Consider the following 12710-nt stretch of genomic DNA (forward strand, 5'->3'; position numbering starts at 1 on the left):
GCCGGCCCCAACAATCGATACGCTTGCGCGTCAGGTTAACGCAGCAGCGAGAGAACGTCCTGCTGGCTCTGGTTGGCCTGCGCGATCATCGCCGTCGATGCCTGGCTCAGGATCTGGGCCTTGGCCATCGCCGTTGTTTCGCTCGAATAATCGGCATCCTCGATCCGCGAACGCGCGTCCGACAGGTTCGTCACGTTGTTGGTCAGGTTGTTGATCGCCGATTCGAGGCGGTTCTGGCCGGCACCCAGCGAGGCGCGGGTGGAATTCACGTCCGCCAGGGCCAGGTCGACGTTGTCGATCGTGGTCGAAGCCTTCGCGGAGGTCGAAACGTCCAGCGCGGTGGCATTCAGGTTGGTGCCGTCGATCGCGTTCGAGGTCAGCGTCACCTTCTCGCCCGAGTTCGAGCCGGTCTGGATGTCGAAAGTGACGTCCGATCCCGACGTGGTGGAGAACAGCGTGTTGCCGTTGAACTTGGTCTGCGTCAGCACGTCGCTGATCTGGCTGGTCAGCGCGGTGACTTCCGACTGCATCGCATCGCGGTCGCTGTTCTGATAGGTGCCCGAGGACGACTGCACGGCCAGTTCGCGAACGCGCTGCAGCATGTTGGTCACTTCGTCCAGGCTGCCTTCAGCGGTCTGGGCAAGCGAGATGCCGTCGTTGGCGTTGCGGATGCCCTGGCTCATGCCGCGCACTTGCGAGGTCATGGACGTGGCGATGGCAAGGCCGGCGGCATCGTCCTTCGCGGAATTGATTCGCTTGCCGGTCGAAAGGCGCTCCATCGCGGTGCCGAGCATCTTGTTGGCCGAGGTCGAAGCGTTCGCGGCACGAATTGCGCTGATATTGGTATTGATCACAGACATGTAATTGCTCCCGTAGGGTAACCCGAGTTCCGAACGGCGGAAACCGGTGCATCCGGCCCAACCGTCGGCAGCTAGACCGGCAAGAGCCCGGCAAAATTAAGCCGCCCCCTTGCCGGAATGTTGCCGGAAGCCCTTTCGAACGCGTGGAAACGGGCGGCCGGAAACGGCCAAACTAAGGGTCGCTACGGGGACTTAAATTTTCGAAGGATTCGCCGTTTGGACGGCATACGCCCCCTTGGAAGAAGATTAATTCCACGGGGTATATCGAGACATGGTCGAAGAAATTTTCGACACCGAATTTGAGCGTCGCCACGGCCCGCTGGTGCACCGTGCGACAGCCATCGCCGGGTCCCTGCTCCAACCGGGATCGGTCGTGCTGCGGGATGCCCAAAGCAAATCGCCCGGCCCCGAGAGCAAATCGCAGGGGAAGGAAGGACAAACAGCCGCGCGGGTGGTGCACCTGGCGCGCGGTGCCGTGCCGGCGCTTTCGCGTGCGGCCAACGGATCGGTGACGGTGACCTACGCCGATCCGGTCAGCGAAGGCTCGCTGGCGATGGTGCTGGCGGCGCTGTCCGGCACGGATTCGCCGATCGCGGCCGATCCGGCCAGCCTTTCCGTCTTCGCGCTGGCCGATCGGCTGGCGACGAGCGACATTCCGGTGCTGATCAACGGCCCGACCGGCACCGGCAAGGAAGTGCTCAGCCGCTTCATCCACGCCCGCTCCGCCCGGCACGATGGCCCGTTCATCGCGGTCAATTGCGCGGCGATGCCGGAAACCATGCTGGAAGCGCTGCTGTTCGGCCACCAGAAGGGTGCGTTCACCGGCGCGACGCAGGCCAGCGAAGGCTTCATGCGCGCGGCCGACGGCGGCACCCTGCTGCTGGACGAGATCGCCGAACTGCCGCTGACGCTGCAGGCCAAGCTGCTGCGCGCGCTGCAGGAGCAGGAGGTCGTCCCCATCGGATCGACCAAGCCGATCAAGGTGGACATCCGCGTGATCGCCTGCGCCAACCGCGACCTGCCGACCGAAGTGGCCGAAGGGCGGTTCCGCGCCGACCTTTACTACCGGCTCAACGTCTTTCCGCTGACGCTGGACTCGCTGCGCGAACGGCCGGACGATATTGCCCCACTCGCTTTCGCCATGGCCCTGCGCCACGCGCCGGATCCGGCGCGCGTGCCCTGCCTTTCGGACTCGGCGATCGCCATGCTCAAGCTCCATGCCTGGCCCGGTAACGTGCGGGAACTGGAAAACGTCCTGCGCCGCGCCCTGCTGCTGGCCCACGGCAAGCCCACGATCACGCCCGAACACATCGTGTTCGACAGCCCTGCGCGGCTGATCACGCCGATCGTTCCGGGGATGGTCCATGGTGCCATCCAGGGCGGCGTGCATGGATCCCACGATGCGGACGATCACGAAGGGCCGCGTCGCCTGTCCAGCATCGTCCAGATCTCCGAAGCGCGCGCCATCGTCGAAACGCTGGAAGCCTGCGGCGGCAGCCGCGTGCGCGCCGCGCGCGAACTGGGCATTTCCGAACGCACCTTGCGCTACCGCCTCGCCTCGCTGCGTGAAGCCGGGATCGAGATCGGCCGCCATGCCGTGGGAGCCTTCCGATGAGCGCCATTTCCGGCATCGTCGGCGCCTCCAATGGGGGTGGCGGCATCCAGCAGATCATGGCCATGCGCCAGCAGATCATCGATCGCAGCGATCTGCTGAAGCAGATCCATTCCACGCAAGCCTCCACGCAGTCCACGGCGCTGACGACGACGGACGCCACCGGCGCCCAGCCGCCCGCGCAGGGCTTTGCCGACACGCTGAAGACCGCGCTCGACAGCGTCAATTCGGTGCAGAACAACGCCGAAAGCGTGACCGACGCCTACCAGAAGGGCGAAGTGACCGACGTCGCCAAAGTCATGCTGGCGCGGCAGGAGGCGGGCGTCGCCTTCGAAGCCACGCTGCAAGTCCGCAACAAGCTGCTGTCCGCCTATCAGGACATCATGCGGATGGGGCTCTGATAGATCATGGCCGATACCGCTTCCACGCCGATGCCCGATGGCTCCGGCACTCTGCCCGCCCCGCGATCGCTGTTCGCGCCTTTCGCGGACCCGCAGGGCGGCCCGGTGCTGACCCGCATCGGATCGTTCACCGCGCAGCCGGCCGTGCGCCGATTCCTGCCCGTGTTCATCGGTCTTGCCGCCGTGGGCGGGGCGCTGCTGGCGTGGGACACGCTGGCCCCGTCCCCCCAGCGCGTGCTCTATGCCCAGCTTGACGATGCCGACCGGGCCGGAGTGGCCGCCGCGCTGGAGCAGGCGGGCATCTCCTACCATATCGACACCGATTCCGGCGCGCTAACCGTGGGCGAGGGCGACTATTACCGCGCCCGCATGCTGGTGGCGTCCGACGGCGCACTGGCCACGCCGGAAAGCGGCGACCAGATGCTGGACAAGCTGCCGATGGGCGCCAGCCGCACGCTGGAAGGCGAACGCCTGCGCTCCGCCCGCGAGCATGACCTGCAGCTCTCGATCGCCGAGATCGACGGGGTGGACGGCGTGCGCGTGCACATTGCCGAGGGCGAGAAGTCCGTCTTCGTGCGCGACAATGTGCCGCCCTCCGCCTCGGTCATGGTCCGGTTGAAGAACGGCCGCCAGCTTACCGACAGCCAGGTCACCGCGATCGTCAACCTCGTCGCCGCATCGGTTCCGGGCCTCTCGCCCGACGCGGTGCGCGTGGTGGACCAGCACGGCCGTCTGCTCTCCCAGCAAGGCGGGCCGGAGACCGATCGGCTGGACCTGCAATCGCGCATGGAATCCAAGCTGCGTGAACAGGTCAGCCAGTTGCTGACGCCGATGCTGGGGGAGACCAATTTCACCACGCAGGCCCAGGTCGAACTCGACATGGACGATGTGACGCAGGCCCGCGAAAGTTACGACAAGGACGGCGTCGTCCGTAGCGAGACGCAGGAACAGTCGCAATCGACCGGCGCGGGGCCGGCGGCGGGCGTGCCCGGCGCACTGTCCAACTCACCGCCGCCGCCCACGCAGGCCCGGCCCGGCGCACCGCAAGGCACGCCCACGGCGGCCCCGAGCGGCACTCCGCCGACCAATGGCGAATCCTCGTCCAGCAAGAACTACGAACTGGGCCGTCAGGTCTCCGTCTCCAACTCGCGGCCGGGCGGGATCAAGCGCCTGTCAGTGGCCGTGGCGGTCAGCGATGCGGGCCTGAAAGGTGCGAAGGCGCAGGAGATCCAGGATATCCAGTCGCTGGTCAGCGCCGCCGTCGGTGCCGATGCCCAGCGCGGCGATCAGGTGAAGGTCGTCATCCGCAATTTCGAACCGACCGGCGCCGACAAGCTGCCGTTCTACGAAGCGCCGTGGTTCGCCATGGTGGTGCGCAACGGCGCGGCGCTGCTGGCCGTGCTGCTGGTGCTGCTGATCGGCGTGCGCCCACTGGTGAAAGCGATCCGGGGCGACCGCACGCCGCCGGCCAGGCGCGGCTCCAAAAAACAGGACAAGGCCAAGTCCGTCGCCCAGATCATGGGCCCGGACGAGGATGAGGAGGAAGAAGTGCACACCGGCCTCGTCGGCCGCATGCTCGGCTCTCACTCGTCGTCCTCATCCTCCCGCTCCGCCGCCAGCGAGAGCACGATCGACATGGATATCGACGTGACCCGGTCGGACATCCTCTCGCGGCAGGTCGATCTTGCCCAGCGGCTGGTTGCCGAAAAGCCCGAAAGCGCCGTCGCGGCACTGCGCCAGATGATCAATGACCCTGCCGAAGAGCAAACGAAAGCCGCCTGATGAGCGAGATCGCCCCCCTCCACCCCGCGGACAACGCGGCAGTGATGATGATGCTGCTGAACGAGGAGCAGACCTCGCGCATCCTGGCCGAGCTGGAGCCCGGCGAACTGCAACGCCTGGGCGAGAAGATGTGCGCGCTGGGCGAGATCGGCCCGGACCTGATTGCCGGGGCGATCAGCGGCTTCGTCGAAAAGACCGAGGCGCTGGGCATCGTCGCCCACGATCGCGTCGGGCAGGTCCGCACGATGATCACCCGGGCCATCGGCGAAGTGAAGGCCGAAAACCTGATGAGCCGCATCCACCCCGAAGCGCCGCGCCATTCCAGCATCGAACTGGCGCGCTGGCTGACGGCGGATTCGCTGGTGCCGTTGGTGAAGGACGAACATCCGCAGGCAATCGCCGTGCTGCTGGTGCAGCTCGATCCCCAAGTGGCTGCCGCCGTGCTCCATTCGCTGCCGGACGGCGTGCAGCCGGAGATCGTCCACCGCATCGCCACACTCGGCCCGGTGACGGTGCAGGCGATCGAGATGCTGGAGGAACTGCTGACCCGGCGGATTTCCGATTTCCACGGCCAGCGCCCGTTCGAAGTGGGCGGCATCCCGGAAGCGGCGGGCATCGTCAACGGCGTGAACCGTGTGGTCGAAAAGCGGGTGATGGGCGACCTGACCCGCCGCGACAAGGCACTGGCCAAGCAGATCGAGGACGAGATGTTCAAGTTCGAACACCTCTTCGTGCTCGATCCCAAGGCCATGGGAACGCTGCTGCGCGACGTGCCCAGCGATGCCCTGATCGATGCGTTGAAGGGCATCGGCGAGGACGAGCGCGAGGTGTTCTTCAGCGCCATGTCCTCCCGCGCGGCGGAAGGCGTGAAGGACGAGATCGAGGCACGCGGCCGCACCAAGCTGGCCGACGTGGTGGCCGCGCAGAAGGAAGTGGTGACCATCGCCCGCAGGCTGGCAGCGGAAGGCGCGATCATCTTCGGTTCGGGCGATGACGAATATGTCTGACCTGGGCTTCTCGCTCGGCCGTTTGGGCCGGAAGCAGTGGGAACCAGACGATGCCGACCGTGACCAGCGCAGCCGCGCCGCGTCCACGCTGTTCGAGACGCTGGCCCGGCCCGCCCGGTTCCAGCCGGACTTGCGCTTCACCGCGACCACGCCCGTCGCCGAACCGCCGCCGCAGGAACCCATGGTGGAGGCGCCGCCGGAACCCGAAGCGCCGGACCCGATTGCCGAAGCCTATGCCCAGGGCTTTGCCGAAGGGCATCGCCAGGCGGCGGAGGCTGCCGCCGACCGCGCCGCCGCCGATGCCGCCGCGCGTGAACGGCTGGCACTGTCCTTCGCACGGATCGACGAGCGGCTGGAGGAGGAACTGCGCCTGCGCCTGCGCGATACGGTGGCCGCGCTGTGCGAGGCCGCGATCGCCCCGCTGTCGCTCGATCCGGTGGCACTGACGCGCCGGATCGAAACCGCCGTCTCCATGCTGGCCCGCGCCGACGACGATCGGGTGATCCAGCTCAACCCCCGCGATTTCGACCTGATTTCGCCGCGCCTGCGCAGCGAATGGAAAATCCTGCCCGACCGCACGCTGGAACGGGGATCGGTGCGGATCGAGACCGCCAACGGCGGCGTGGAGGATGGCCCGGCAAGCTGGCGCCGCGCCATTGCCGAAGCGCTGCAGCAGTGATGAAGCTTTACGGATCGATCCTCGACGATCTGGCCGCCGGACCGCTCGACCTGGCACCGCGCCGCTACGGCCTTGTCGCCGCCTGCGACGGCGGGCTGCTGGAAGTGAGCGGCCTGTCGGTGCCGGTCGGCGCGATGTGCCGCATTGCCCATGGCCCGCAGAAGGCGCTGGCCGCCGAAGTGATCGGCTTCCGCAATGGCCGGACGATGATGATGCTGCTGGGCGACATGATTCTGCTGCGCCCCGGCGCGCGGGTCTGGGCCGAGGGGCGACCGGGGCTGCTGCCGGTGGGCGAACCGTTCCTGGGCCGCGCCGTCGATGGCGAGGGGCTGCCGATCGACGGTGGCTTTCCGATCCACAGCCGCATGGAATGGCCGGCCGGCGGCGTACGCACTTCCGCGCTGGACCGCAGCCCGGTGCGCCTGCCTTTCGACACCGGGGTGCGGGCGCTGAACGCGCTGACCACGTTCGGCGTCGGCCAGCGCATCGGCGTGATGGCGGGATCGGGCGTCGGCAAGTCGGTACTGATCGACATGATCGCGCGCGGGGCCTCCGCCGATGTCATCGTCGTCGGCCTGATCGGGGAGCGTGCGCGCGAAGTCTCCGATTTCGTCGAACGGCACATGCACGGCGCCAAGAAGGACAAGACCGTGGTGGTGGCGGTCCCCGCCGACCATGCGCCCAACCTGCGCCTGCGCGGGGCGATGCTGGCCACGTCGATGGCCGAGCATTTCCGCGCGAAAGGCCGCCGTGTGCTGCTGATCATGGACAGCCTGACCCGCGTGGCCCACGCCGCGCGCGAGATCGGCCTGCTGCTGGGCGAACCCGGCGCCGCGCGTGGCTATCCACCCTCCGCCCTGGCCACGATCACCAAGCTGGTGGAGCGCGCGGGCAATTCGGCGGCCTCCGGCGGGTCGATCACCGGGCTCTACACCGTGCTGGCCGATGGCGACAATCAGGACGACCCGGTGGTGGACACCGCCCGATCGATCCTGGACGGGCACATCGTCCTCTCCCGCGATCTGGCCCAGCGCGGGCAATATCCGGCGGTGGACATCGCCGCCTCGCTCAGCCGCGTGATGAACGACATCGTGCCGCCCGAGCATGAGCGATTGGCCCGCCAGTTCCGCGCGCTTTCCGCCAGTTACGAGGCGAACCGCGACCTTGTGCTGATGGGGGCCTACCGCGCCGGGGCGGACCCGCAACTGGACCGCGCGATCGCCATGCACCAGGCGCTTTCCGCCTTCCTCAGCCAGCCCGCGGGCGAGGTCGTGGACCTGGGCGAGAGCACCGCACGACTGACGCAACTGCTTTCAGGCTGAAGCGATGAACGCCGATCGCAAGCGCCTGATCCGGCTGCGGCGACTGGAAAAGATCCGCGCCATCGCCAAGCAGACCGCCGCGCTGGAGGCAGCCCAGGCGGAAAGCACGCTGTCTCAGCTGAAATCGCTGTCCGAACGCACCCGCGCGCTGGCGGCAGACTATGCCAGCCGCCGCGAGATGGCCGATGGCGCCGCACTCTATCAGGTGGGCCGGTTCGTCAGCGGCTTGCAGGCGATCAGCCAGACCACCGAAGGCGATGCCCAGCGCGCCCAGTCCATCGCCGATGCCAAGCAGCTCCAACTCGCCGCCGCCGAACGCCGCCGCGCCGCGATCGAGGAACGCGCCACCCTGCAGGAACGCATGATCGCCAAGGCCGGCGAAACGCCCGCGCTTTCGGCGCGACGGTCATCCGGCAGCGGTTCCGATGCCGATCCCGGTTCTGGCACGGGTCTTGAATAGGGACAGGCATGATGATCCCTTCCTCCCCATCCGTCGCTTCGTCCAGCCCGGCATCGACCGGCAAGGCGGCCGCCAATGCCCCCTCCAACGGCGTGGCGAACGGCGGCTTTGCGGCCATTCTTACCGACGCGGCGGCCGGAACGGGCACCACGGAAACGCCGCCCGCCGGGCCGACCGCTGCCGCGAAGGCCGCGCCGGTCGTCGCCTCCGAGTCTGGCGACCCGGGCGATCCCGGCAAGGCAACCGGCAAAGCCCTGCCGGGCGTTGCCGCCGCCACGCTCGTCAAGGACATCAAGACCGCCTCGGGCGAAGCGGAGGATGCCGATGCGCAATCCGACACGCCGCCGGACTCGCCGGACGGCGCCGAGATCGATCCCGCCGACACGCTGCTGGCGGTACTCGCCGTGTTGCCCCCGGTAACGTTGGACCCTGCAAAGACGCCGGCGACGGGAGCCTCGGTGAACACGATTGCGGTGTCCTCTGCCACCGCAAGCGGCCCCGCCATTCAGAGCCCGCTGACCGTAGTGACCCAACAGTCCGTCGCCCCGCCAGACGTCCTCCCGGCAAAGGCCGATGCAGGCCAAGATTCAGGCGCGGGCGCGAACACTCCCGCTTCCGTCGTCCCCATGAAAGTCGGCGTGCCGGCATCGCTGGAACAGGTCCGCCTCGCTCCGATAGAAGTCGCACCGGCAAACAGTCCGACCAGCCAGACGGTAAAAGTGCCCGCCGCCGCCACGCCACTGTCCGCAACGGCCACAGGTGAAAGCCTTCCCGACGCCCAGCCGAAAGCCGCGCCCCAAGCGCAAACCGCAACGGCCATGCCGACCCCGCCGGCAGCGAACACCGCAGCCGGCGTGCCCCCTCCGCCGCCGGTCAATGACCCGGCGGCACCGCAGACCCGCGTCGCGGCCAGCGTGGCGGAGCAATCGGCGGTGCCCGGTGAACGCGGTTCCGCGCCTGCCGACCGGCAGGCCGAAGTCCCGACCCTCGTCCGCGTGGCGTCGAACGAGGCTGCGCCGCTTGCTCAGCCGTTCGCCGCTCCGCACCTCGCCGCCACGACTACCCCGGTGGCGACACCGGGCAACGCGGCTCCGCAGGATTCCGTGCCGGGCCCGCAGGACTTTGCCACGCTTGTCGGCAAGATCACCGAAGCGCGGGAAGCGGCAGGCGCGCAAGTGGTCCGCACCGCCATCAACCACACGCAGTTCGGCTCCGTCTCGCTGCAATTCCGGCCGGACAGCAGCGGCCTCTCCGTCACCATGGCCAGCGCCGATCCCGCGTTCGGCACGGCGGTCCACGCCGGAGTCGCCGCCTCGCTCGCCGGCCAGATGAGCAGCGATCAGGGTGACGCCGCGCGCGGCGATGCACGGCAGGCGTGGCAACAGCCCGGCAGCGGCAGCCCTGCGCACACCGGCGGCAGTTTCTCGCAGGACCAGCGGCAGGCTTCTGCCCAATCCGGCAACCCGTCCGGCACGCTGGCAGGCGGGCACGACGGCGATCGGCGGCACGCCCCGGCGGCGCGCGGCGGCACATCCGCCGCAGCCGGTGACGACGGGGCTGCCCGCTCCGCCCGCCCGGATCGCGGCGGCATCTACGCCTGATCCCACACCACCACTGCATTGGGGAACACGATTGTGAGCGACAAGGGAGCCAAGGACGGCGCCGGTGACGGCGGTGGCGAGAAGAAGACCAAGGGCAAGCTCGGCCTGATCCTGGTGGGCGTGGGTATGCTCGTGCTGGGCGGCGGCGGCGGAGCCTTCGCGCTGGTCGCCACCGGCGTGTTGGGCAAGCACGACGCATCGAAGGAAGACAATCGCCCCCAGCTGATCCGCAAGGGGGAAACCGATCCTTACGCGCCGAAGCAGGAAGGCGGCGAAGCCGACGCCAGCGCAGGCGAAGTGGAAGGCGACGGCGGCGATCAGTACCGCACCGCCTACTACACCTTTTCGGACGATTTCACGTCGAACCTGAAGGATTCGGATTCGATGATCCAGCTCAGCCTGGCCTGCTCCACCCGGTATGACGGGCGGGTGCTGCAATGGCTGAAGAAGCATGAACTGGCGATCCGCTCCTCCCTGCTGGCGATCCTGGCCGATACGCCGGAGAACGACGTCTACACCATCGACGGCAAGACCCGCCTGCAGAAGCGGATGACCGACGCGATCAACCGCGTGCTGATCCAGAAAGAAGGCTTCGGCGGGGTCGACAACGTCTATTTCCGCAACTTCATCATCCAGTGAGCGCGGCGATGGCATCCTCCCCACCGTCCGCGAAAGCCAGGCATTCGGCCGAACTGCTGGGCAAAGAGCCGCAGCTGACGGACCTGGTGCCGGCGCTGTCGCTGATCGGCGAGCGGTTGAGCCGCACGCTTTCCGCCGCGCTGGCACACCTTTCGGGGGGCGAGCCGCCGCTGGTGCGCGTGGGCATGCCGATGGACGGCACGCTGGGATCGCTCCAGTCCGAACTGGACGGCCCCGCCGCGCATACGCTGCTGGTGCTTGGCCCCGCAGGGCTGCCCCTGCTGGCAACGTTCGAGGCGGGATCGGTGCTGCGCATCGTCGATCGCGCCTTCGGCGGGCGGGGCGACAAGCCGGAAACGATCCCGGAAACGCTGCCGCTTTCGGCACTGCTGCTGCTCGAACGGATCGAGACGGCGCTCGCCACGGCGCTGGGGCTGGCGTTCGGCGGGCATGACGACCTTAGAGTGCGGCCGCAGCGGCGCGACACCAGCCTGCGCCAGTTGGACCCGTTTCCGGCCAGCGCGGAACTGCTGACGCTTTCGCTCGACATAGAGGATCCGGGCTTCGCGCCCTGGTCGCTGCAACTGGCCTTTCCGGTAACGACGCTGGCCGCCGTCACCGCCGCGCCGCGCCCGGTGCCCTCGCGCCCGCGCAAGCCGCGGCCCGGCCCCACCGGCGAGCCTTTCGCCTCGATCCCGATCGAGGTGACTGCCGTACTGGTGGACATGCCCATCGCCATGTCGCGCCTGTCCGCGCTGCGACCGGGCGACGTGCTGCCCGTCGCCGTCGCCCGCAGCGTGCCGTTGCAGGTGGACGGCCAGACGATCGCCACCGGCACCGTCGGCGAGCTTGACGACCGCGTCGCGGTCCAGATCGCCCACGCTTTTTGACCGCGCCTTTTGACGACGCTTTTTAACCCGCGCTTTTTCCGAGGAACAGAACGTCCATGAGCATCCATCCCCGCAGCCTCGAATTCCTGCGCGACGTCGATGTGCGGCTGTCGGTCGAACTCGGCCGCACCCAGATGAAGCTGCGCGACGTGCTCTCGCTGGGCCCGGAAAGCCTGGTGGTGCTCGATCGCATGACCGACGAACTTCTGGACGTGCTGGTCAACGGCAAGCCGATCGCGCGGGGCGAAGTGGTGGCGCACAACGGCCGCTTCGGGCTGCGCATCGTCGAGATGACCGGCGACGAGGCCGCGAAGGAGCCTGCCGCCCTGCCTGAGTCCGGGCCCGATTCTGGGCCTGCATCTGGCGCCGAAACCGCAACGCAGGAGTAAGGCGGCGATGGGCTGGTATCTGCTCAAGCTGGTGCTGCTGCTGCCGCTGATCGCGGCGATGATCTGGGCCTGCCTGTGGCTGGCGCGGCGGATGCAGGAGCGTGTGGGCGGCCCCGCCACCGGGCGCTCGGTGCGGATCGTGGAAACGCTGATGCTGTCCCCCACGATGAAGCTGGCCGTGATCGAGTTCCACGGGCGGGAAATCCTCGTCTCCGCCTCCCGCCAAGGCCTGACGCGCTTGGCCGAGGCGCCCGCCAGAAGCTTCGAACAGGACCTTGCCATCGAGGACGAAACGCCATGAAGCGCGCCCTTTCCGTGACGGCGACGCTGGGCGCGGCACTGCTGCCCCTCGCCGTCCGCGCGCAATCGGCGATCCCCGGCGCGCTGGACCGGGCCCTGGGCTCCGTCGGCGGTACCGGATCGGGACCGGGCGGGCCGGGCATGAGCCTGTCGCTCCAACTCCTGCTAATCATGGGGCTGCTGACGATCCTGCCCAGCCTGGTGCTGATGATGACCAGCTTCACCCGCATTCTGGTGGTGCTGGCGATCCTGCGGCAGGCGATCGGCCTGCAGCAGTCGCCGCCCAATCAGGTGCTGATCGGGCTGGCGCTGTTCCTCTCGCTCTTCGTCATGTCTCCCACTCTGGAGCGGGTGAACGCCAATGCCATCGCCCCCTACGCGGCGGACAAGATCAATGCCCAGCAGGCGATCGAGGCGGGCGGGCGCGAGTTCCACGCCTTCATGATCCGCCAGACGCGCGAGCGGGACCTGACGATGTTCGCGGACATGGCGAAAGCCCCGCGCTTCGCCAACACGGCGGACGTGCCCTTCTCGATCCTGCTGCCCGCCTTCGTCACCAGCGAGTTGAAGACGGCGTTCCAGATCGGCTTCATGCTGTTCCTGCCGTTCCTGGTGATCGATCTTGTCGTTTCCTCCGTGCTGATGAGCCTGGGCATGATGATGATGAGCCCGATGGTCGTCTCGCTCCCCTTCAAGCTGCTGCTGTTCGTGATGGTGGACGGCTGGGCGCTGCTGATGGGATCGCTGGCGGCGAGCTTCGGGTAGGGC

General features: G+C 68.1%; 14 protein-coding genes. 13 read left to right on the forward strand and 1 reads right to left on the reverse strand.

Annotated features, from left to right (window positions below):
• Nucleotides 1-35: 35 nt before the first annotated feature.
• Nucleotides 36-860, reverse strand: a complete 825-nt coding sequence (locus tag WBP06_RS14115; protein ID WP_395328949.1) for a flagellin — start codon at nucleotides 858-860, stop codon at nucleotides 36-38.
• A 271-nt stretch (nucleotides 861-1131) separates the two neighbouring features.
• On the opposite strand from WBP06_RS14115, the gene WBP06_RS14120 reads away from it, so the two are divergent.
• From WBP06_RS14120 to fliP, 13 genes are read left to right on the forward strand one after another with little or no spacing between them, the layout of a single operon-like run.
• The gene (locus WBP06_RS14120; RefSeq protein WP_395328952.1) at nucleotides 1132-2475 is read left to right on the forward strand and encodes a sigma-54 interaction domain-containing protein; all 1344 of its coding nucleotides are present in this window, start codon (nucleotides 1132-1134) and stop codon (nucleotides 2473-2475) included.
• Nucleotides 2472-2873 (forward strand): flagellar hook-basal body complex protein FliE, encoded by a 402-nt coding sequence (fliE, locus tag WBP06_RS14125; protein WP_395328955.1) that lies wholly within the window; start codon nucleotides 2472-2474, stop codon nucleotides 2871-2873. Before WBP06_RS14120 ends, fliE begins: the two co-directional genes overlap by 4 nt.
• Before the next feature lie 6 nt (nucleotides 2874-2879).
• Nucleotides 2880-4655, forward strand: coding sequence for a flagellar basal-body MS-ring/collar protein FliF (gene fliF, locus WBP06_RS14130; RefSeq protein WP_395328958.1), 1776 nt, complete (start codon nucleotides 2880-2882; stop codon nucleotides 4653-4655).
• A complete protein-coding gene (gene fliG, locus WBP06_RS14135; RefSeq protein ID WP_395328960.1) occupies nucleotides 4655-5662 on the forward strand; it encodes a flagellar motor switch protein FliG in 1008 nt (335 codons plus the stop codon). The genes fliF and fliG overlap by 1 nt, the downstream gene beginning before the upstream one ends.
• Nucleotides 5655-6341, forward strand: coding sequence for a FliH/SctL family protein (locus WBP06_RS14140; protein ID WP_395328963.1), 687 nt, complete (start codon nucleotides 5655-5657; stop codon nucleotides 6339-6341). Before fliG ends, WBP06_RS14140 begins: the two co-directional genes overlap by 8 nt.
• On the forward strand, nucleotides 6341-7663 hold the full coding sequence (locus WBP06_RS14145) for a FliI/YscN family ATPase (protein WP_395328966.1): 1323 nt from the start codon (nucleotides 6341-6343) through the stop codon (nucleotides 7661-7663). Before WBP06_RS14140 ends, WBP06_RS14145 begins: the two co-directional genes overlap by 1 nt.
• Nucleotides 7664-7667: 4 nt before the next feature.
• Entirely contained in the window at nucleotides 7668-8123 is a 456-nt protein-coding gene (locus WBP06_RS14150) for a hypothetical protein (RefSeq protein WP_395328968.1), read from the forward strand.
• 8 nt (nucleotides 8124-8131) lie between these two features.
• Nucleotides 8132-9724 carry a hypothetical protein gene (locus WBP06_RS14155; RefSeq protein WP_395328970.1) on the forward strand — a complete coding sequence of 531 codons (1593 nt, stop codon included), beginning with the start codon at nucleotides 8132-8134 and terminating at the stop codon, nucleotides 9722-9724.
• A 33-nt stretch (nucleotides 9725-9757) separates the two neighbouring features.
• The gene (gene fliL / locus WBP06_RS14160; protein ID WP_395328973.1) at nucleotides 9758-10363 is read left to right on the forward strand and encodes a flagellar basal body-associated protein FliL; all 606 of its coding nucleotides are present in this window, start codon (nucleotides 9758-9760) and stop codon (nucleotides 10361-10363) included.
• An 8-nt stretch (nucleotides 10364-10371) separates the two neighbouring features.
• Nucleotides 10372-11253 (forward strand): FliM/FliN family flagellar motor switch protein, encoded by an 882-nt coding sequence (locus WBP06_RS14165; RefSeq protein ID WP_395328976.1) that lies wholly within the window; start codon nucleotides 10372-10374, stop codon nucleotides 11251-11253.
• 56 nt (nucleotides 11254-11309) lie between these two features.
• Nucleotides 11310-11642, forward strand: coding sequence for a flagellar motor switch protein FliN (gene fliN, locus WBP06_RS14170; RefSeq protein ID WP_395328979.1), 333 nt, complete (start codon nucleotides 11310-11312; stop codon nucleotides 11640-11642).
• Between the two features lie 7 nt (nucleotides 11643-11649).
• The gene (locus tag WBP06_RS14175) at nucleotides 11650-11943 is read left to right on the forward strand and encodes a flagellar biosynthetic protein FliO (protein ID WP_395328982.1); all 294 of its coding nucleotides are present in this window, start codon (nucleotides 11650-11652) and stop codon (nucleotides 11941-11943) included.
• Entirely contained in the window at nucleotides 11940-12707 is a 768-nt protein-coding gene (gene fliP / locus WBP06_RS14180) for a flagellar type III secretion system pore protein FliP (RefSeq protein WP_395328985.1), read from the forward strand. The genes WBP06_RS14175 and fliP overlap by 4 nt, the downstream gene beginning before the upstream one ends.
• The last annotated feature ends 3 nt before the right edge of the window (nucleotides 12708-12710 follow it).

This window comes from Novosphingobium mississippiense, from assembly GCF_044029535.1.
GTDB lineage: Bacteria > Pseudomonadota > Alphaproteobacteria > Sphingomonadales > Sphingomonadaceae > Novosphingobium.